General features: G+C 56.6%; 21 protein-coding genes and 1 riboswitch. Of the genes, 15 read left to right on the top strand and 6 right to left on the bottom strand.

The genetic code is table 11. From position 1 onward, the window contains the following. The first annotated feature begins 65 nt into the window (after positions 1 to 65). A complete protein-coding gene (locus NP590_RS02670; RefSeq protein WP_256600646.1) occupies positions 66 to 461 on the top strand; it encodes a flagellar basal body-associated FliL family protein in 396 nt (131 codons plus the stop codon). Here the strand turns inward: NP590_RS02670 and NP590_RS02665 are convergent. Next, positions 450 to 872 carry an HIT domain-containing protein gene (locus NP590_RS02665; protein WP_256600645.1) on the bottom strand — a complete coding sequence of 141 codons (423 nt, stop codon included), beginning with the start codon at positions 870 to 872 and terminating at the stop codon, positions 450 to 452. The two genes, NP590_RS02670 and NP590_RS02665, sit on opposite strands and share 12 nt — an antisense overlap. 153 nt (positions 873 to 1,025) lie before the next feature. On the opposite strand from NP590_RS02665, the gene NP590_RS02660 reads away from it, so the two are divergent. From NP590_RS02660 to NP590_RS02595, 14 genes are all read left to right on the top strand, one after another. Then, entirely contained in the window at positions 1,026 to 2,075 is a 1,050-nt protein-coding gene (locus tag NP590_RS02660) for a hypothetical protein (RefSeq protein ID WP_256600644.1), read from the top strand. Positions 2,076 to 2,174: 99 nt separating this feature from the next. Then, a riboswitch (cobalamin riboswitch) is annotated at positions 2,175 to 2,303 on the top strand. An 88-nt stretch (positions 2,304 to 2,391) separates the two neighbouring features. Then, positions 2,392 to 2,568, top strand: a complete 177-nt coding sequence (locus tag NP590_RS02655; protein WP_256600643.1) for a CbtB domain-containing protein — start codon at positions 2,392 to 2,394, stop codon at positions 2,566 to 2,568. Between the two features lies 1 nt (position 2,569). Beyond that, a complete protein-coding gene (locus tag NP590_RS02650) occupies positions 2,570 to 3,220 on the top strand; it encodes a CbtA family protein (RefSeq protein WP_256600642.1) in 651 nt (216 codons plus the stop codon). After that, positions 3,217 to 4,518 carry a cobyrinic acid a,c-diamide synthase CobB gene (locus NP590_RS02645; RefSeq protein WP_371927219.1) on the top strand — a complete coding sequence of 434 codons (1,302 nt, stop codon included), beginning with the start codon at positions 3,217 to 3,219 and terminating at the stop codon, positions 4,516 to 4,518. Before NP590_RS02650 ends, NP590_RS02645 begins: the two co-directional genes overlap by 4 nt. Continuing rightward, on the top strand, positions 4,515 to 5,324 hold the full coding sequence (gene cobM, locus NP590_RS02640; RefSeq protein ID WP_256600641.1) for a precorrin-4 C(11)-methyltransferase: 810 nt from the start codon (positions 4,515 to 4,517) through the stop codon (positions 5,322 to 5,324). The genes NP590_RS02645 and cobM overlap by 4 nt, the downstream gene beginning before the upstream one ends. Before the next feature lie 2 nt (positions 5,325 to 5,326). Beyond that, a complete protein-coding gene (locus NP590_RS02635) occupies positions 5,327 to 6,148 on the top strand; it encodes a sirohydrochlorin chelatase (protein ID WP_256600639.1) in 822 nt (273 codons plus the stop codon). A 6-nt stretch (positions 6,149 to 6,154) separates the two neighbouring features. After that, positions 6,155 to 6,823, top strand: coding sequence for a precorrin-8X methylmutase (locus tag NP590_RS02630; protein WP_256600638.1), 669 nt, complete (start codon positions 6,155 to 6,157; stop codon positions 6,821 to 6,823). Between the two features lie 89 nt (positions 6,824 to 6,912). Continuing rightward, entirely contained in the window at positions 6,913 to 8,016 is a 1,104-nt protein-coding gene (locus tag NP590_RS02625; RefSeq protein WP_256600637.1) for a cobalt-precorrin-5B (C(1))-methyltransferase, read from the top strand. A 2-nt stretch (positions 8,017 to 8,018) separates the two neighbouring features. After that, complete coding sequence (gene cbiE, locus NP590_RS02620) at positions 8,019 to 9,323, top strand: precorrin-6y C5,15-methyltransferase (decarboxylating) subunit CbiE (protein WP_256600636.1); 1,305 nt, start codon at positions 8,019 to 8,021, stop codon at positions 9,321 to 9,323. A gap of 347 nt (positions 9,324 to 9,670) precedes the next feature. Next, a complete protein-coding gene (gene cobI / locus NP590_RS02615) occupies positions 9,671 to 10,447 on the top strand; it encodes a precorrin-2 C(20)-methyltransferase (RefSeq protein ID WP_256600635.1) in 777 nt (258 codons plus the stop codon). Next, complete coding sequence (locus tag NP590_RS02610) at positions 10,440 to 11,174, top strand: cobalamin biosynthesis central domain-containing protein (protein WP_256600633.1); 735 nt, start codon at positions 10,440 to 10,442, stop codon at positions 11,172 to 11,174. Before cobI ends, NP590_RS02610 begins: the two co-directional genes overlap by 8 nt. Continuing rightward, the gene (locus NP590_RS02605; protein ID WP_256600630.1) at positions 11,171 to 11,563 is read left to right on the top strand and encodes a cobalamin biosynthesis protein; all 393 of its coding nucleotides are present in this window, start codon (positions 11,171 to 11,173) and stop codon (positions 11,561 to 11,563) included. The genes NP590_RS02610 and NP590_RS02605 overlap by 4 nt, the downstream gene beginning before the upstream one ends. After that, positions 11,560 to 12,921, top strand: coding sequence for a precorrin-3B C(17)-methyltransferase (cobJ, locus tag NP590_RS02600; protein WP_256600629.1), 1,362 nt, complete (start codon positions 11,560 to 11,562; stop codon positions 12,919 to 12,921). Before NP590_RS02605 ends, cobJ begins: the two co-directional genes overlap by 4 nt. Beyond that, positions 12,911 to 13,270, top strand: a complete 360-nt coding sequence (locus NP590_RS02595; RefSeq protein ID WP_256600627.1) for a (2Fe-2S) ferredoxin domain-containing protein — start codon at positions 12,911 to 12,913, stop codon at positions 13,268 to 13,270. The genes cobJ and NP590_RS02595 overlap by 11 nt, the downstream gene beginning before the upstream one ends. Before the next feature lie 177 nt (positions 13,271 to 13,447). Here the strand turns inward: NP590_RS02595 and NP590_RS02590 are convergent, their stop codons facing one another. The 5 genes from NP590_RS02590 to NP590_RS02570 all read right to left on the bottom strand — a co-directional run bounded on the left by NP590_RS02590 (position 13,448) and on the right by NP590_RS02570 (position 17,718). Next, entirely contained in the window at positions 13,448 to 13,657 is a 210-nt protein-coding gene (locus NP590_RS02590) for a dodecin (protein WP_256600626.1), read from the bottom strand. A gap of 16 nt (positions 13,658 to 13,673) precedes the next feature. Beyond that, complete coding sequence (gene thiE / locus NP590_RS02585; protein ID WP_256600625.1) at positions 13,674 to 14,291, bottom strand: thiamine phosphate synthase; 618 nt, start codon at positions 14,289 to 14,291, stop codon at positions 13,674 to 13,676. Next, entirely contained in the window at positions 14,288 to 15,073 is a 786-nt protein-coding gene (thiD, locus tag NP590_RS02580) for a bifunctional hydroxymethylpyrimidine kinase/phosphomethylpyrimidine kinase (protein WP_256600624.1), read from the bottom strand. The genes thiE and thiD overlap by 4 nt, the downstream gene beginning before the upstream one ends. Continuing rightward, positions 15,070 to 17,076 carry a BRCT domain-containing protein gene (locus tag NP590_RS02575; RefSeq protein ID WP_504222741.1) on the bottom strand — a complete coding sequence of 669 codons (2,007 nt, stop codon included), beginning with the start codon at positions 17,074 to 17,076 and terminating at the stop codon, positions 15,070 to 15,072. The genes thiD and NP590_RS02575 overlap by 4 nt, the downstream gene beginning before the upstream one ends. Positions 17,077 to 17,229: 153 nt before the next feature. Next, positions 17,230 to 17,718 carry a transcriptional repressor gene (locus NP590_RS02570; RefSeq protein ID WP_256600623.1) on the bottom strand — a complete coding sequence of 163 codons (489 nt, stop codon included), beginning with the start codon at positions 17,716 to 17,718 and terminating at the stop codon, positions 17,230 to 17,232. Between the last annotated feature and the right edge of the window lie 177 nt (positions 17,719 to 17,895).

The raw sequence follows: 17,895 nt of genomic DNA, 5'->3' as shown, positions 1-17,895 counted from the left end.
TGGTAATCGATAAAAATGGAATATACTGCTAGGCAGTCAGCTTGAACATTATATGAGGAAATACCATGCGGAACGTTATTTTATTGGCCGGTCTTTTGTTGCTACCGCTTGCGGGTTACGCGGGCGACGATAAAGACGCCGAGGGGCCGGTAATCGAGTATGTGGAGATGAAGCCCAAATTCACCGTCAACCTGGCCGAACCGAAAAAATACCTGTTGGTGAATGTGCAATTGTTGGTGGAGGGCGCGGACGCCCAGGAAAAGGTCAAAAAACATCTGCCCATGTTGCGGCATGAATTGATCATGATGTTGAGCGGCCTTAGCTCGGCCGATTTGCAGAGCATGGAACAGCGCGAGGCCTTGCGGGTAAAAGCCAAGGAGTTGATGGCTGCCTCCTTGGCTAAAGTAGAGGTCAAGGAGGGTTTTAAAGACTTGTTTTTCTCGGAATTTTTAGTCAATTAAGTAGCGTTGCAGACTTTCGCGCAAGCGGGTAATCCGGCTTTCGGCTTCATGTACCGGGTAAGGGGTGGCGGCAAACTTGCCCCAGACCGGGCCGGGCCAGGCCATGTCGCCGTGGTAGCGCGCCACGTGATGAACATGCAGTTGCGGCACCAAGTTGCCGATAGCGGCAATATTGAGTTTGTCCGGTTGGTAAAGCGCAACCAGCGCTTCCGCCAGCCAGCACGATTCGTTTAGCAATTGCTGCCTGTCGTCGAGCGCCAGTTGATAAATTTCCGTGATGTCCGGCCGTTGCGGCACCAAAATGGCCCACGGGTATTGGCTGTCGTTCATCCATAAAATCCGGCATAAGGCAAAACGGCCCACGGGAAGACAATCTTCTTGCAGACGCGGGTGTAACTGAAAATTGCTCATGAAAGAGGCAGCGGCGAATAAGGGAGCCGGAATTCTACCGGACCGCCGCGCATTTAACCATGCGTGAAGACGATGCCGCGAGCAAGCAGTTGAAACATAAGGCGGATTAAGGATAATAAGCCCGCATAATCATAACTATAAAAAGGTGGCATCATGTCGGCCCAGGGTGTTCTCGCTCCGTACCGGATCGGCGAGCTAAAGCTTTCCGTTTCGTTTCGTTTCTTGTTAAGCCTTTACGCCATCGTACCCTTGTGCGTGTTGGTTCTTTGGTTGGATCGCTACGGCTTTCAACACGCCTTGCGCGACATGCTGCCCTCAAGCCCCAGTCATTTTCTGTTGTTTCAGGTGCTGTTCGGCACACCGCATATCATCGCCAGTAATTTACTTTTGTTCGGGCACTCGGATTACGTCGCTACGTTTAAACACAAACTGTTGGGCATGACGGTGTTTATCGCCGTGTTCTTCGGTTTGGGCAGTTTATTTATTCCCTACCGGGTGTTGTATCTCATCAGCGCCGCCTGGACGGTGTATCACGTGTTGAAGCAGCAACACGGCGTGGCCAAGGCGGTGTGCCGCTTACCGAATTGGGCGTTTTATCTGCAATTGTGGCTGAGTGTCGGCGCGGGCATTTTCATTTACATGGGGATATTTTTAAAAAATAGCCTGACACCCGAGCAGGCCGAGTTGGTCCTGCGGATAGCCGGCGTTTTGACAGCGGCTTTGCTGCTTTCCACGCTGGTCTGCCAAAAATACGTACCCAGCCGCTTCGGCGTGGGCTTTTTATGGGCCAATACCTTATTGGTGGTGGCCAGCTGGTATGTTTATAGCCAGCAGTATTATTTTTTGGCCATTCTGATGCCGCGCTTGGTGCACGACATTACCGCCTACAGTTTTTACGTCAGCCACGATGTCAATCGGCACGGCGACCGGCCGCAGACGCTGTTGTTCAGGCTGGCCGCGCTTTGCCGCCTGCCCGTGGCCGTGGTGTTGCCGCTGCTGTCGTTTTTATTGACTTATTTATTGCAGGTTTACGGCGACGATTTGGTCAACGCCATCCTGCAAACCCTGTTTGCCACCCAGGTATACAAAGCCGTCACGCTGGGCTTGATAGGTTATCTGGCCTTGATGCACTACTACACCGAGGCCTTTATCTGGGCGGCGGGTTCGCCGTTACGGCGTTATATACGCTTTAGCGGGATTTGAATATGCGGAATCCGTTCGTGCCGAATCCTTGTTGTTGTCAATGGCGCCCGGCTTGGTCTCATCACATATCGTTTGCCATATTGAACTTGCCAGCCTAAAATCTCACTCAGGTTTTAAGGTTCCCGCTTTGGCGGGTGAAACTGGAAGTCGGTTAAATGCCGACGCTGCCCCCGCAACGGTAAGTGATTCGTCACCAGCCCGGAGACAGGCCTAAAACTTTAGTCAACAGCATTGCGGAGGGCGATCTGTCAAATCGGTTTTTTTGGTTTGTCATCCCGTGCTGTTATTCCATTTATCAGACTCGGGAACCTAAACCATGAAAACACTCGCTGCATCCACCGCCATATCAACTTCAAAATTCCTGACCGGCTTCACTGCCATCGTATTGGGTCTAACCATCGTTTTAGGTCTGGGTTTCTTGCAGGATGCCAATAACACCCTGCATAACGCCGTCCACGACGGACGCCACAGCGCCGCTTTTCCTTGCCATTAACATGGCGGATTTTCGTAAGCTGGTCGCCATCTCGCTACTGGCGGGGATATTGGCTGGCCTGTTACTCAGCGTGTTGCAACATTATCAAACCCTGCCGTTGATTTTGGCTGCCGAACAGTTCGAAACGCCGTCGGCTGAGCATGTGCATGACTGGCAGCCCATGGATGGCTGGCAACGCAATGGTTTTACCTGGCTGTTCAACGGCCTGACCGGCTTTGGCTTTGCCTTGCTAATCAGTGCATCGATGTACTGGCGGGATCAACGCGATTATCTGCCTGGACTCGGCTGGGGCTTGGCCGGTTATCTGGTGTTTTTTGTCGCGCCGTCGCTGGGATTACCGCCGGAATTGCCCGGCACCGACAGCGCCGAACTGCATAGTCGCCAAGCGTGGTGGCTGTTTACTGCGGCATCTACAGCCATGGGTTTGTTTGGACTGGTGCTGACTAAACAACGCGGGCTGCAAATCGGCGGCGCTTGCTTGCTGGCTTTACCGCAACTAGTCGGCGCGCCGCATCCGGAAGTCGCTCACGCCTTAGCCCCCGAAGCATTGCAACAGCATTTTGTGCTACTGACAGCCATGAATAACGCCATTTTCTGGCTGGCCTTGGGTGCCTTATCGGGCCGATTGCTGCGCAAAGTGACATTTCAATGATGAGTGCCGCTACAACACGTCATTGTCCGGCGATATTGATCAGCGCCCCTGGCTCCGGGCAAGGCAAGACCACCATTACCGTGGCCCTGGCCTATCATCATCGCCAGCAAAACCGTAAGGTGCGCGTCTTCAAGACGGGCCCGGATTTTATCGATCCACAAATTCTCAGTTTTGCCTGCGGACAGCCGGTCTATCAACTGGATTTATGGATGATGGGCGAAGCGCATTGCCGCGAGATGCTTTATCGCGCAGCTAGCGAGGCGGACATCATCTTGATTGAAGGGGTGATGGGCCTGTTCGACGGCGACAGCAGCAGCGCCGATCTGGCGCAAACACTGGGCGTACCGGTAGCCTGCGTTATCGATGCGGGCGGCATGGCGCAAACCTTTGCCGCCGTGGGGTATGGATTAGCCCATTATCGAGCCAACTTGCCGTTCGCTGGCGTTATCGCCAACAAGGTCGGCAGCCCCGGTCATGCCAAACTGCTGGAGGAAGCCTTGCCGGAAAACCTGCCCTTATTGGCGGCGATGGCGAAAGACGATGGCGTAGGCTTGCCGTCGCGGCACTTAGGCTTAATGCAGGCCGACGAAATCGGCGATCTCGATCTGCGTTTGGCACGCGCCGCCGAATTATTGAACAACCTTGCGCCGTGCCGATTGCCGGAACCCGTCGGCTTCGCGCCGATCACCACCACAGCGCCGCCAGCGTTACTAACCGGCAAACGCATCGCCGTGGCTCGCGACGCCGCGTTTTCGTTTATCTATCAGGCCAATCTGGATTGCTTGTTGGCGATGGGCGCTGAACTGAGGTTTTTCTCGCCGCTGACCGATTCGGGATTACCCGAAGCCGATAGCCTCTATCTGCCCGGCGGTTATCCGGAACTGCATCTGCAAACCTTGGCCGACAATACCGCCATGAAACAAGCCTTGCAGGCGCATCATCAAGCCGGTAAGCCGATTTACGCCGAATGCGGCGGCTTTTTATATTTGCTGGAACGTTTGACCGATAAAGACGGCCATGCGGCCGCGATGGCCGGACTGTTAGCGGGTAGCGCGCAGATGCAAAAACGGTTGGTCAATCTGGGCATGCACAGCTTGCAGTTGGAACAAGGCGAAATTCGCGGCCACAGCTTTCATCACTCGCAACTGGAAACGACCCTACAGCCATTTACAGAATCCAAGCCGCAACGCAATCGTAGCCGTAGCGAAAACTTTTACCGGGTGGGTTCGCTGCAGGCTTCCTACCTGCACACTTATTTTCCGTTCAACCCGCAAGTCGCGGCTGGATTTTTTCTATGAGCAGTGATCCGAGTCAAGCGAAAGTCTGGTTTGTCGGTGCTGGTCCCGGCGACCCGGATTTGATCACCGTCAAAGGTCGCGACCTAATCGCCAAAGCGGACGCCATTTTGTTCGCAGGTTCGCTGGTACAGGCCGCTGCGACGCAATGGGCACCCAGCACTTGCGAGATCAAAGATTCCAAAGACATGACCCTGGAGCAGATCTGCGACTGGTTGATAGCTCAGGCTCAACCGGGCAAAACCGTGATTCGCTTGCAAACCGGCGACCCTGGTTTGTATGGTGCGTTGATAGAAATGGTGCAGCCGCTGGATGCGGCCAATATTGCTGTCGAAGTGGTGCCGGGTGTCTCGTCGGCGTTTGCTGCGATGGCCTGCGCGGTGGAAAGCCTGACCTTGCCGGAAGTCACGCAAACCGTGATTTTGACCCGCGTCGAAGGCCGCACGCCGATGCCTGCGGGTGAATCCCTGCAGGAACTGGCCAGCCATCACACCACGCTGTGTCTGTTTTTATCGATTACCTTGCTGCCCACGATCGAACGCGAATTAAAAGCCGCCGGTTGGGCCGATGATGCTCCGGTATTGGTAGTCCACAAAGCCAGTTGGCCGGACGAGCAGCAAATCATCCGCGGCACCTTGGCCGACATTCGCCAACGCTGCCGCGATGCCAAAATCAACAGTCAGGCCATGATCGTCATCAGCCCCACCCTGGGCGCGCGGCATTGGCCCGAGTTGAAAAAATCCAAACTCTACGATGCCGGTTTTACGCATCGTTTTCGCCGTGCCGAGCGGCCTCAGTCACAGGAATAAGTATGACAACCACCGTCCTTTTGGTCGGCCACGGTTCCCGTAACCAAGCCGGTAACGATGAAATTCAAGCATTTCAACAACAGTGGCAAGCCCAACACCCCGATTGGCGCATCGAATTGTGCTACATCGAACTGGCCGATGTACTGTTGCCCGAAGGTCTGCAACGTGCGGCGCAGGGTTCGAAACGGGTGATCGTGGTGCCGCTGATCATCAGTGCCGCAGGGCATGTGAAGATGGAGATTCCCGAGCATATCGAAGAAGCCCGCGAACGATTCCCCGGCGTCGAATTCATCTACGCCCCACATCTGGGCAGCAATGAAACCCTGCTGGCCGTACTGCAAAAACAGCTCAAAACCGCACTCAAATCCCTGGCGATGCCGGACCCGAAAACCACCGGCGTGATCATATTAGGCCGTGGCTCCTCCGACAAAGTCGCCAACGGCGAACTGGCCAAACTGGCGCGTTGGCTGTTCGAGACTACCGAGCACGAGTTGGTCGACATTGCCTTTACCGGCATTACCCATCCTCGCCTGGAAACCGCCGTGCAACGCCAAGTGCGCCTGGGCATGACGCAGATTGCCATCTTGCCGTATTACCTGTTTACTGGCCTATTGATTGAGCGCATCGCCAAACAAATCGAACGTCTGCAAAGCCAATATCCGCAGATTGCCTTCGGTGCCGGCAGTTATTTTGGTTTCGACCCGGCGATTTTTAAATTGCTGGATCAACGCGTTACCGAAGCCAGCGACCCGGTCGCACCGAAAATGCTGGAATGCGATGGCTGCCAATACCGCGAGCAAGCCGAACATCACCATCATCACTGAGCCGCCATGAGCCAAAATATCCAGACCGAACAACTCACCCAGGCCGGACAACAGATCGAGCACGATTCTTTTGCCATCGTCGACCGCGAAGTGGGCGAGCACCATTATTCAGACGGCGAATGGCAAGTGGTGCGGCGCATGATTCACGCCACCGCCGATTTTGAATTCAACGGCCTGACCGAGTTTTCTGCGCAGGCAGTCGAAGGCGGCATTCAGGCGATTTTGCACGGTGCGCCGATTGTTGCCGACGTAGAAATGATTTGCGTCGGTCTGTCCCTGCCGCGTTTGGCGCATTTTGGCATTGGCGCCCATCAATTCATCGCCGACGCCGATGTCATCGCCGCCGCCAAACAGGTCAACAGCACCCGCGCGGTGCAAGCCATGCGCAAAGCCCATAAGCTGGGTTTGCTGGATGGCGGCATCGTCGCGGTCGGCAACGCCCCGACTGCCTTGCTGGAAGTGCTGCGGCTGATCAAGGAAGACGGCATCAAGCCGGCGCTGATCGTCGGCATGCCGGTCGGCTTTGTCTCGGCAGCGGAATCCAAGGATTTATTGGCCGAATTGACCGATGTGCCGTGGCTCATCAGCCGTGGCCGCAAAGGTGGATCAACGTTGGTGGTCGCGGCGATTCATGCTTTGCTAAGTCTTGCTGAGAGTCGGCAGACACATGGATAACAATTTCGTTGGGTACGCATTGCCTACTATTGGCTTTTCACGCGGTCAATGGCAAAAAAGGTACGCGGCGCGTACCCCACGTTAATACTATGGCCATGCCCGAACGCAAACCCAAAGGCACCCGCAAGGGTTATACCACCGGCGCCTGTTCGGCGGCGGCGGCGCGGGCGGCCGTGTTGGGTTTGCTGGAGGGCCGGGTGCCGGAACAGGTCGAATGCGTATTGCCCAACGGCCAGACGGTGATATTCCCGGTGCTGGACGGCTGGAGCGACGGCCTTCGGGCACAGGCAGTGGTGGAAAAGGACGCCGGCGACGACCCCGATTGCACGAACGGCGCCCATCTCACCGCAGAAGTCGGCTGGCTGGAGGCGCCAGGGCAGATCGAACTGCTGGGTGGTGACGGCGTCGGCCTGATCACCCGGCCCGGTTTGGGGCTGGCAGTCGGCGGTCCCGCCATCAATCCGGTGCCACGCAAAAACATCGAGTACAACATCCGGCTGATCGCCGCCGAGGCCTTGCAAAACTGCGGCCTCACGGTGACGATCTCGGTGCCGGGCGGCGCGGAGATGGCAAAAAAAACCCTGAATTACCGCTTGGGCATTATCGGCGGTATTTCGATTCTGGGTACCACCGGCATCGTCCACCCCTATTCCACAGCAGCGTTTCGGGCCAGCGTGGTGCAAGGCGTGGAAGTGGCAGCCAATCAGGGGCAGGCTAGCGTGGTACTGACCACCGGCGGCCGCACCGAGAAATTTGTGATGTGCGAACTGCCCGAGCTGGACGACAGCTGTTTCGTGCAGATGGGCGACTTCCTGACGCCGGCACTGGATGCCGCCGCCCGCTGCGGCATTCAACACATCATCATCGGCGGCATGGTCGGCAAGCTGACCAAAATGGCTCAGGGTGAAACCATCACCCATGCCGGCCGGGCGCCTGTAGACGTGGAACTGGTCGCGGACATTGCCCGCAGTATCGGCGCACCGGGTGATGTCTGCGACACCATCGTCGCACAGGAAACCGCCCGCTATGCCAGCGAGTGCATGGCGGAACTGGGCCTAGAATATGAATTTCACGTCGAACTGGCCAAACGGGTGATCGCCACACTGGAAAACCGCTATCCCGGCCGCTTTCACATCAGCGTTCTGGTGTGTGATTTTGACGGCAACAAACTGGCGGAAGCCGGAAGGATTTGATCATGCAAGCCATGTGCAGTTTTATCGGCGTACTCGACAACGGCGCAGCCAGCCTGAGCCAGGAGGCCTTGCAGGTATTACGCGAAGCCAAACATGTCATCGCCGGCAGCCGTCTGCTGACCACGCTGGCTGACGACATTCGTCAAGCCAGACACTACGACTTGACCGGGCAACTCAAACAAGTGCCGGACTGGATCAATGCCGCGTTGGCAGACAATGAAGCCGTGGCGGTGCTGGCAACCGGCGACCCGCTGTGTCACGGCATCGCCGGGTTTCTGGCCGGCAAACTGGCGCCGAGTCGGGTGCGCGTCTTGCCCAATCTCAGCACGATACAACTGGCTTTTGCCGAGCTGAAATTGTCCTGGCAAAACGCTGTGATTGTTTCGGTGCATAGCCAGGATGCCGGCGAATGGACGCGCGGAGCGACATCAAGCCACGGTTTATACCAATTGGCGCAGCGCTGTCGCCAACACGATTTGCTGGCGGTGTTGACCAGCCCGGACAACACGCCGGCGCGTATCGCCCGCATGCTGGAGATCGAAGCCATGGCCGATCAGTTCGACATCGCCGTCGCCGAATGTTTGAATCAGCCGCAACAGCGGGTCACTGGTTTGCTGCCGGTCGGCGCAGTGGCGCAAAGCATCTTTGCCGATCCCAATGTGGTGATTCTGAAGCGCAAAGAGCCAGTGCCAACGCCGATATTGTTTGGCGTCGAGGATGCCAATTTCCAGCAGCGCAAGCCGGAAAAAGGCCTGATCACCAAACGCGAAGTGCGCGCGGTGTCGTTGGCGAGGCTGCAATTGACCCGGCACAGCATCGTCTGGGACATCGGCGCGGGTTCTGGTTCGGTGGGGCTGGAGGCGGCGCGGCTGTGTGCCGATGGCCATGTATTCGCCATCGAAAAAAACGCCGACGACATCGCCAATGTCGAACAGAATCAGGCCGCCTGGGGCATCAGCAATTACAGCTTCGTGCATGGCAAGGCTCCGCAACACCTGGATGGCTGGCCCGACCCGGATGCGGTATTCATCGGCGGTTCCGGTGGCGAACTGGCGGAATTGATCGCCTTGTGCCTGCGTCGCCTCAAACCCGGCGGCTGGCTGGTGATGAACTTCGTCACCCTGGAAAACTTGTCAACCGCCGTGGAAACGCTGAAACAACTCGGCGCGGACTGGGACGTCTGTCAGATTCAAGCCTCGCGTAGCAGCCCAATTTTAAACATGCATCGCTTACAGGCCGAAAATCCGGTGTGGATTGTATCGGCTGGCCCGGCTAAATTGGTCATGTCCGATCACAACGATCTTTAACAGGAGATCAGAGCAATGAATTACGCCCATACCCGCGCAGCGGAATAATGCCGAAGGCATGGTTTTGAAGTCCCTTCATACCGCCCCGAGCATCGCAGCTTTTGTCGAGAACAGCCCGAAGGGGCGTGGCAGGGATGCCGCGCGTTTTCCGAGGGGCTGGGAAGCCCCTTCGGAAAACCCTCGACAAAAGCGAGAAGCGCAGGATCAAGGCAGTGTGCAGGGTGTCGTTTCTTTTGGATACTTTTCTTTGGACAGGCAAAGAAAAGTATCTCGCCTGTCGGTGCGAGAACCGACTTTAAATAAACATGTCGCGATAGCGACGCCATATTAACGAGCCAATTTGAGACATGATCACTAACCTCGGCACCCTCTACGGCGTCTCCCTCGGCCCCGGCGACCCTGGCCTGATTACCCGCCGCGCCTGGGCATTACTGGCAGGCAAAGGTCATTGGACCTATCCGGTACGCAAGAAAAACAGCGACAGTTATGCGCTGGACATTGCTTTGCGCGCCGGTCTTGAGCTGCCGCCAGAACATACCGCTTTGCATTTTCCGATGACTCACGATGCGGATATTCTGGCCCGCTATTGGTTGGAAGCCGCACAAACCGTGCTGGCTCTATTGCAACGCGGCGAGGACGTGTTGTTTCTGGTGGAAGGCGACGCGTCGACCTATTCCACATTTGGCCATCTGCAACGCAGCGTGCGCGCCTTGCAGCCTGATGTAAGCGTGGAAGTGGTGCCCGGCGTGTCATCGTTTCATGCCGCCGCCGCGCGTGCCGGCGAACCCCTGGCCGACGTCGATGACACCATCGCCATCGTGCCAGCCGGTTACGGCATCGCCCAGATCGAACGCATGTTGAACGACTTCGATACCCTGGTGTTGCTCAAGGTCAAACCGCTGCTGGACGACCTGATCGATTTGCTGCGCCGTCGCGATTTGCTGGCTCACGGCTGGTTCGTCGAGAAAGCCGGCGCTCCGGAAGAACGCATGGTGCATGACCTCGCCAGCCTGCAAGGGCAAAAGGTCAATTACCTGTCTTTACTGATTATTAAAAACCCAGGCCGTCAGCGCAGCGAAATGCAGCGCGGTTGCCGCAAGAAAAAGGACACAAGCGATGAATGAAGTACGTGTCGCCCTGGTGGCGATTACCAAACATGGCGCTGGTATTGCCTCCCGGCTAGCACCACAACTCCCGGAAGCCGAGGTGGTGGTGTCCGAAAAGCAGGCCGAGCACTTGGGCGATTTTGCCAATCCGCGCCGGGTGTATCAAGGCGCATTGAGCGCGCAAATCGGCGAGTTGTTTTCGAGTTACGACCAGATCATCTTTTTGGTATCGCTGGGAGCGGTGGTACGGCTGATTGCCCCGTATCTCAAATCCAAGGACGAAGACCCCGGCATCCTGGTGATCGATGATGCCGCCGAATTCGTGATTCCGGTGCTGTCCGGCCATGTCGGCGGCGCCAATGCCTATGCGGAAAAAGTTGCCACTTTGTTGAATGCCACGCCGGTGCTGACCACGGCGTCGGATGTCGGCAAGACCATCCCGGTGGACATTTTGGGCCGTGAGTTGGGTTGGCAAGTGGAAGCGCCCAAGATCAATATCACGCGCGTGTCGGCGGACGTGGTCAACCAATTGCCGATAGCCTTTGTGCAGGAAGCTGGTAGCCAAAACTGGTGGACCCGGCCCACGCCGCTGCCGGGTAATATTCATCTGTTCCAGCGCTTTGAGGACGTTGATACCGCGAAATTCAACTCGATTCTTTGGGTGACCCACCGCGACATCGACCCCGGTATCTGGCAACGGCTCGAAGAAAGATTGGTGGTCTATCGGCCGCCCAGTGATCAATGAACGTGATGATCGGCATGGGCTGCGACCGCAACGCCAGCCTGGAGACCTTGCGGCAAGCCTTGGCGCAGGCCTTGTGGCTGGCTGGCATCGAGCGTGGGGCGGTCGCCGGCATAGCCAGCATCGATAAAAAAAACGACGAGGCCGCCTTGCTGCAACTGGCCCAACAACACGATTGGCCGTTGCATTTTTACCCGGCCGAGGTGCTGGCCGCCATCCCGGTTCCGAATCCATCCGCTGTGGTCATGAAATACATGGGCACACCGGCTGTCGCAGAGGCTGCTGCGTTAATGGCGGCCAATACCGATATGCACCATTTACTGATCGAAAAACATAAATATCTCGGCGCGGACGGCAAGAACGCCACCGTGTCGATAGCGAGAATCCAATGACAAAAGCAGGCAAAATTTTACTGGTCGGCATCGGCCCCGGCGCGCACGAACACATGACAGAGCGTGCGCGCCAAGCCATCGCCGAAGCCGACGTGGTGATCGGTTACAGCACCTACATCAAACTGGTGCAGGACTTGCTGGACGGCAAGGAAGTTATCAAAAAAGGCATGACCGAAGAGCTGGATCGCAGTATCGAAGCCTACGAACATGCCAAGCAGGGCAAGATCGTCGCCATGGTCTCATCCGGCGACATCGGCGTTTACGGCATGGCCGGACCCACGTATGAATTGCTGCTGGACAGCGGCTGGACGCCGGACGATCCGATTCAAGTGGAAGTGGTACCCGGCAGTACCGCGCTGTCCAGTTGCGCATCGCTGGTTGGCGCGCCGTTGACCCATGATTTTTGTTCGATCTCGCTGTCCGATTTGCTGACGCCATGGCCGGTGATTGCCAATCGCCTGGAAAGCGCGGCGCGCGGCGATTTCGTGGTGGCCTTGTACAACCCGAAAAGCGGTCGCCGCACCCAGCATATCGTTGAAGCGCAAAACATATTGCTGCGCCATCGCAGCCCGGATACGCCGGTAGCCATCGTCAAATCCGGTTATCGCGCCCGACAAAATATCCAGCTGGTGCGTTTGGCGGAGATGGCCGATTGCGACATCGGCATGTTGACCACGGTCTTGGTCGGTAACAGTAGCACCTTCGTCCGCGCCGGATTGATGGTCACCCCACGCGGCTATGCCAACAAATATGATGCCATGACCGGTGAAACCCGCGCAGGCGAACAGGCGGGTCGTTCGTTGAGCATGGGTTTGGAGGGTTGGAAAAGCGGTGTGCGGCAATATTTGCGTGACACCCCTAAAGCGACCTTACCACAAGCGGCGCACTACTTTGCCCAACCCTTGGCGGAAATTCTCGATGCAGTCAGTCTGGCTACACCGGATGATGCGGCGGGGGTGTTCCAGGCGCAACGGGCAGTGCCCGACAGTCATGAACGCTTGTTGGCGTCATTGCCCGGTTGGGGCAAATTACGCGCTGTAGTGCGCAGCGAGGCAGGCGCCGTGGCGGAATTGCTGATCAACGCCGCCGACTTGCAAGCCAAGAATGGCTGGCTGAGTATCGTCAACACCGCCTTTCATTTACACATCGACTGGCGTCAGGCCCGGCAGATATGGTTTGTGAGCCGCAGTGATCAAGCCTATGGCCTGCATGTGCTGGATAGCCAAGGCGAGGCCTTGTTCAATCTATGGCTAGTCGCTGATGAAACCGGCTTCGACACTACTGCCTTGCAGCGTTACCACGACGATCGAGCACAATTTAGTACCACCCCTCTGCAAGCGAGCCATCATGACCAATAACTCACAACCCATGCCGGAAAAACCCAAAATGGGCGATTACAAACGCCATCTGTTGGTATGTACCGGCCCGCGCTGCACCGAAAATGGTGAAGCACAAGCCCTGTTCGAAACCCTGGGCGAGAAATTTAAGGCCGCCGGCATTGATAAAGGCGAACTTCGGGTCAAACGCACCCGCGCCCACTGTTTCGCCACCTGCAAATCCGGCCCGATCATGTGCGTACAACCCGATGGTATCTGGTATTACAACGTCAACGAGGCCAATTTGCAGCGCATCATTGATGAACATCTGGTGGGCGGTCGACCTGTCGAAGAGTTGATTTATCATCAAAGTGTTTGCGTCGTTCCATAGCAGCAAAAAAACCGTTATGGAATATTTTCCCTTTTCTAAAAAGTAAAGACCAAACCTGCTTGGTGGTAGGTGCCGGTGAAATCACGGCGCGAAAAATTGCATTGTCGGAAAGGGTAAGATGGCGGGAAGCCGTAAGACCGGGTTCCCGCGTATTTTGGAGTTGGAACTTTAAGCAGTTTAATCTTCAACGGTAAAACCCACCTTGATGGTGACTTGCCAATGGGCGACCTTGCCGTTTTCGATATGGCCGCGCGTCTCCACCACCTCGAACCAACGCATGTTTTTCACGGTTTGACCGGCCTTGGCGATGGCGGTTTCGATGGCGTGTTGAATGCCGGCGCTGGATGAGCCGGTCAGTTCGATTTTTTTATAGACATGTTCCGACATGACGATCTCCTTGGGTTTAGGAATGAAAAAGTGCCTGATAGGCGAGGGCGGAAGCTTGCGGTTCGCGGTCGAAGACGCCGCCTATCACCGCCAGTAAGTCTGCGCCCGCCGCAAGCAACTGTCCACCGTTTTCCGGCAGAATGCCGCCGATTGCCACGATAGGCAGACTTAGCAACTGTCTGGCCTGAATCAGGGTGGATAACTCGGCCGGCGCCGCCAGCGGCTTGGAGCCGGATGGAAAGAAGCGGCCGAAGGCTACATAATCGGCGCCATGCCCGGCAGCCGCGCAGGCTTTTTGTACATCGTTGTAACAGGATACGCCGATAATCGCCTCGGCCCCCAGCCGTCGCCGGGCTTCGGCGATGCTACCGTCATCCTTGCCCAAATGCACGCCGTCGGCAGCGACTTTCAATGCCAGCTCGACGCTATCGTTAATCAGCAACGGCGCTTGGTAGGCACGGCACAGCGTCAATAATTGCCGGGCCAAACCGACTGCGTCGAGCGGCTGCTTATCCCGGTATTGAATCGCCACGGCGCCGCCTTTTAGAGCGGCTTCCACGTCGCGCAGGATTTGTTCCAGGCTTTTGCCTTCGGGTTGGGTGATGGCATACAGGCCGCGTCGCGGAAATTTCATGCGTCCATCCAGAATAAACGCCGCGGATTGTGCTGGCCCTTGCCGGGCAGATAGGCGGCCGCCAGACTTTGCCAGGTGAATTCCTGGGCTTCGTTGACGGCGGTAAACACATCCAGACCCTGAGCGAGCAGGGCGGCGATGGCGCTGGCCAGCGTGCAGCCGGAGCCGTGGTAATGTTGCGGCAGCCTTTCCCAGTTGAAGGTTTCATTCAAGCCGTCGGGCATGAACAAACGGTTATGCACCAGCAGCGAATCTTCGTGGCTGCCGGTGATTAACACGTTTTGGGCACCCTTGGCCCGCAGTAGGCTGGCGCAAGCGTTCAAATCGTTCACGCCCGCCAGCTTACGGGCTTCCTGGCTGTTCGGCGTCAAGACAGTGGTCAACGGCAGCAGTTTGGCGACGATGGCGCTTATCAGTTGTTCGCCGGCCAGCTCGGTGCCGCCGCCGGCGGCCAAGACCGGGTCGAGTACCACCGGTATATCCGGACATTGCCGCACAATGTCGTGAACGGCCAGCGCGGTATCCGCATGACCCAGCAAACCGATTTTGATCGCCGAGACCTTGAAATCGTTCAGCAGAGTTTCGGCTTGACAGATAATGTCGGCTGGATTTTGCGGCAGCAGTTTTTTAACGTTGCGGCTGTCTTGTTCGGTCAAGGCGGTAATCACGCTGGCGGCATGGCAACGGTGGCTGACGATGGCTTCGATGTCGGCCTGTATGCCGGCGCCGCCGCTGGGGTCGTGGCCGGAAAAACACAGCACGATGGGAGGGCGGACACTCATGCGTCGGCCCCGTTCAGCAAGCGCAGAAACTCCTGTTCGTTGATGATGTTGACGCCTTTGTCGCGGGCGGCATTCAGTTTGTTGGCGCCCACATTGTCGCCCGCCACCAGATAATCGGTTTTGGCCGAAACCGAGGAGCCGACCTTGGCGCCCTTAGTCTTGGCCTGTTTGCTAAGTTCGTCGCGGCTGCCGCTGTGCAGGGTGCCGGTGAATACCAGGGTTTTGCCCGCCAACGGATGGGATGCATCATTGGGTTGACGTTGGGTGCTTTGCAGGTTAAATCCCAGCGCCATCAACTTATCGAATAAGGGTTTGATGTTGGCAAAGCCTTCGGTAATCACGGCGGCGGTTTTTTCGGCAAAGCCCTCTATCGCCACGATTTCGTCCTCGCCGAGCGAAAAGATATCCGTCAAGGCATAGTGTTGCAACAAGCGCTCGCAATTGCCCAAGCCCATTCTGAACACGCCGAAAGCAGCCAAAAAGCGCCAGTCTTCCACGGCTTCGCCGCGGCTGCGCAGCAGTTGCTCCAGCAGATTTTGCGATTGCTTGGGGCCGAAACCCATGCTTTCGAATTGTTCGGCGCTCAGCGCATAAATTTCGTCAACCCGGCGAATGCCGTTTTCATACAGTCTTTTGATGCTGGCGGCGCCGAAGCCGTCGTTGTTTTTCAGTACCCGGAAAAAATGCTCCATGCTGTTGCTGATCTGGGCCGGGCAGGCCAGATTATTGGGGCAGATCAGGTAGTCGTTGTCCCAGATCAATGCGTGGCCGCAGCTGGGGCAGTGCTCGGGTACTTGCGGTTCGGCCGGCCGGATCACCTGCTCGATTTTAGGAATCACTTCGCCGGAGCGGGCCAGCCGGATAAGCGCGCCGGGGCCTATGCCTTTTTCGAGTACCATTTTGTAATGATGAGCCGTAGCCCGCGAGAGCAGGGCGCCGCTGAGACGCACCGGTTCCAGTTCGGCGACCGGGGTAATGCGTCCGGAACGGGAGGTTTGCGGCGTCACCCTCAGCACTTGGACTTCCGCCGTCTGCAGGTTTTCCTTGTAAGCTAATTGCCAGCGGTGGTGGTGGCGGGTGGCGCCCAAGTGGATTTTCAGCTCTTCGTCGACGATTTCCAGAATCACGCCGTCGACATCGTAATCCACCCGATGCCATACGGTTTTGACGATGTTTTCGAAGTCGGCGATCAGGGTTTGCCACGGGCCTTCCCAGCAGGGCAACAGGGCGAAGGGATAAAACACCGCCGCCCGCTCCCTGATGGCCGCCTCGGCGTGTTCGTCCAGCTCTTTTTCCTTGATGACGCTGGCCTGAAAGTTTCGGGCGTTATCGAAATGCCCGGCAAGATGCGCGTCGAAATAACTGCGCGACACCACGATTTCGCCGGCGCCCAGGCCACGGTCGCCTCGATCGGCCACCAGCAGGCCGCGTTCGAAGACCCGGCCTATGTCCTGGCCCTTGCGGCCGTCACCTCGGGTGTACAGCGTTTCGCCGTCGTCGTAGGCAGCGTAGCCGTCCAGTTTCGGAGTGACTTTAAAGCTCAATTCGGCAAAATTTTTTCCCAATTCTTGCGCGGCTTTTTCGATGCGGCCGGCCCAGCGTTCCACGTCCTCGATGGTATAGGCTTTGTCGGTGGACAGCATGACGACCGGTAAGTCCACGGTTTTGCCGGCAAAAGTCGGTTCGGGCTCCACCGCTTGCAGCAAGGGATGCTCGGGATGGCGTTTTCTCAATTCCGCCAGATAGACGAAGTCGTAGTCGGCGTCGCTGACAATCGGCTCGCCGCCACGGTAAAGCGCATTGGCGATTTGTAAAAATGCCGCCAATTCATCGTCGTCGGCGGATTGAGCCAGGTCGGGCTGTTGGCAAAGTTGGCAAAAACGCTGTTCGCTTAACGCATCGAAGTTCAGGGCGGCTTGCGCGATCAGTTTTTTTTGCGGAGAAGTCAGCATGTCGGCCAGGGAGGAGTCGGTCAGGCCGGAATTATAGAGGATTTGCGGCAAAAAAAAGGGCGGATGGAAAAAATCATCCGCCCAGAGACCTATCTTTCAAGAGGATATGCCAACGGTAGGAAAGCTATTGACATGGTGGGTATTTTAGGGCGGAACGCAGCGGCAATATTGACTTGGGTCAATGTTTAAGCCGGTTTCGAAACTTTATTCGCTGCGGCAGCTGTTGCACAGGCCGTGAATCTCAATGGTTTTACGTCGCGCGCTGAATTTTGCCGTTTTGGTTTCTTCGGCCAGTGCCAAAAACACCTGCGGTGCCGAGCGTTCCTCCACGTTGTGGCAGGCTGTGCAGATCAGTAACAATTGATCGTGTTGGGTGCCTGAACTACGGCAACCGACAAAGGCATTCAGGCTTTCAACCCGATGAATCAGGCCTTGCTCTAGTAAAAAATCCAAAGCCCTATAGACTGTAGCTGGCTTGGCCGCATCATTGATAGGACGAATCAAATCCAGCAGGTCATAGGCCTTGATCGCTTTATGGCTGTTCCAGATCAATTCCAGGATTTTGTGCCGAATGGGCGTTAATTGCACGCCACGATCGATACATAAATGCTCGGCCGTCGCGATGGCGTTGCGTATGCATTGATTGTGATCGTGTTCGGTGGTTTGATCGGGTGTTGTCAATCGGGTTGTCATGTCAAAAAGAGTGATCAAGTTCAGCAACGACCCCGGCAAATCGCTTTATATTGCAACACCATTCGTCAGGGTGTTGCCAAGGCCGAATCTGAGGGAGTTTTGTGAAATTTCGGGCAAATTCTTGATATTGATTATAATCAATCTTATCCAGGTCCCCTCTATTTTAATTGCGGAAAT

Origin of the sequence: Methylomonas subterranea, assembly GCF_024505185.1 — a bacterium.
Classification (GTDB): Bacteria; Pseudomonadota; Gammaproteobacteria; order Methylococcales; family Methylomonadaceae; genus Methylomonas; species Methylomonas subterranea.
Note: the sequence above shows the minus strand (reverse complement) of the source record. Positions and strands in the feature narration are given on the sequence as shown.

What these genes read in the sequence shown, in the direction of transcription:
- NP590_RS02625 (WP_256600637.1), top strand. Translation starts at nt 6,913, where the DNA reads ATGGCCATGCCCGAACGCAAACCCAAAGGCACCCGCAAGGGTTATACC.
- NP590_RS02670 (WP_256600646.1), top strand. Translation starts at nt 66, where the DNA reads ATGCGGAACGTTATTTTATTGGCCGGTCTTTTGTTGCTACCGCTTGCG.
- thiD (WP_256600624.1), bottom strand. Translation starts at nt 15,073, where the DNA reads ATGAGTGTCCGCCCTCCCATCGTGCTGTGTTTTTCCGGCCACGACCCC.
- thiE (WP_256600625.1), bottom strand. Translation starts at nt 14,291, where the DNA reads ATGAAATTTCCGCGACGCGGCCTGTATGCCATCACCCAACCCGAAGGC.
- NP590_RS02595 (WP_256600627.1), top strand. Translation starts at nt 12,911, where the DNA reads ATGACCAATAACTCACAACCCATGCCGGAAAAACCCAAAATGGGCGAT.
- cobM (WP_256600641.1), top strand. Translation starts at nt 4,515, where the DNA reads ATGAGCAGTGATCCGAGTCAAGCGAAAGTCTGGTTTGTCGGTGCTGGT.
- NP590_RS02605 (WP_256600630.1), top strand. Translation starts at nt 11,171, where the DNA reads ATGAACGTGATGATCGGCATGGGCTGCGACCGCAACGCCAGCCTGGAG.
- cobJ (WP_256600629.1), top strand. Translation starts at nt 11,560, where the DNA reads ATGACAAAAGCAGGCAAAATTTTACTGGTCGGCATCGGCCCCGGCGCG.
- NP590_RS02660 (WP_256600644.1), top strand. Translation starts at nt 1,026, where the DNA reads ATGTCGGCCCAGGGTGTTCTCGCTCCGTACCGGATCGGCGAGCTAAAG.
- NP590_RS02650 (WP_256600642.1), top strand. Translation starts at nt 2,570, where the DNA reads ATGGCGGATTTTCGTAAGCTGGTCGCCATCTCGCTACTGGCGGGGATA.
- NP590_RS02655 (WP_256600643.1), top strand. Translation starts at nt 2,392, where the DNA reads ATGAAAACACTCGCTGCATCCACCGCCATATCAACTTCAAAATTCCTG.
- NP590_RS02665 (WP_256600645.1), bottom strand. Translation starts at nt 872, where the DNA reads ATGAGCAATTTTCAGTTACACCCGCGTCTGCAAGAAGATTGTCTTCCC.
- NP590_RS02610 (WP_256600633.1), top strand. Translation starts at nt 10,440, where the DNA reads ATGAATGAAGTACGTGTCGCCCTGGTGGCGATTACCAAACATGGCGCT.
- NP590_RS02630 (WP_256600638.1), top strand. Translation starts at nt 6,155, where the DNA reads ATGAGCCAAAATATCCAGACCGAACAACTCACCCAGGCCGGACAACAG.
- NP590_RS02590 (WP_256600626.1), bottom strand. Translation starts at nt 13,657, where the DNA reads ATGTCGGAACATGTCTATAAAAAAATCGAACTGACCGGCTCATCCAGC.
- NP590_RS02635 (WP_256600639.1), top strand. Translation starts at nt 5,327, where the DNA reads ATGACAACCACCGTCCTTTTGGTCGGCCACGGTTCCCGTAACCAAGCC.
- cobI (WP_256600635.1), top strand. Translation starts at nt 9,671, where the DNA reads ATGATCACTAACCTCGGCACCCTCTACGGCGTCTCCCTCGGCCCCGGC.
- NP590_RS02645 (WP_371927219.1), top strand. Translation starts at nt 3,217, where the DNA reads ATGATGAGTGCCGCTACAACACGTCATTGTCCGGCGATATTGATCAGC.
- cbiE (WP_256600636.1), top strand. Translation starts at nt 8,019, where the DNA reads ATGCAAGCCATGTGCAGTTTTATCGGCGTACTCGACAACGGCGCAGCC.
- NP590_RS02570 (WP_256600623.1), bottom strand. Translation starts at nt 17,718, where the DNA reads ATGACAACCCGATTGACAACACCCGATCAAACCACCGAACACGATCAC.